General features: G+C 67.5%; 1 protein-coding gene. It reads right to left on the bottom strand.

The genetic code is table 11. The features are described from left to right. A partial coding sequence (locus tag Ga0466249_RS26195) for a PhnD/SsuA/transferrin family substrate-binding protein (RefSeq protein WP_215832420.1) occupies positions 1-252 on the bottom strand: 252 nt, incomplete at both ends.

Genomic DNA, 252 nt, shown 5'->3' on the forward strand with positions numbered 1-252 from the left:
GGTCGTCCGGCAGGCTCGCCAGCACGGCGAATGGCCCCTCCGGCAGGAAGTCGGACTTGAACACGACGCGGAAGTCCGACTGCTGCATCGGGGTGCCGTCGGGCTTCTTGAGCATGCCCTTGGCGGCCATGCGGGTGACCATCGTGTCGGTCTCGGAATTCCACAGGTTGGCGGCGGCGTCGGCGGTGCCCTGGGTGAGCGCCAGCACGGCGTTCTCGTGGCTGCCGGCGTAGAAGGTCTTGCCGAAGAACT

This window comes from Pelorhabdus rhamnosifermentans (assembly GCF_018835585.1).
In the GTDB taxonomy this organism is placed as follows: domain Bacteria; phylum Bacillota; class Negativicutes; order UMGS1260; family UMGS1260; genus Pelorhabdus; species Pelorhabdus rhamnosifermentans.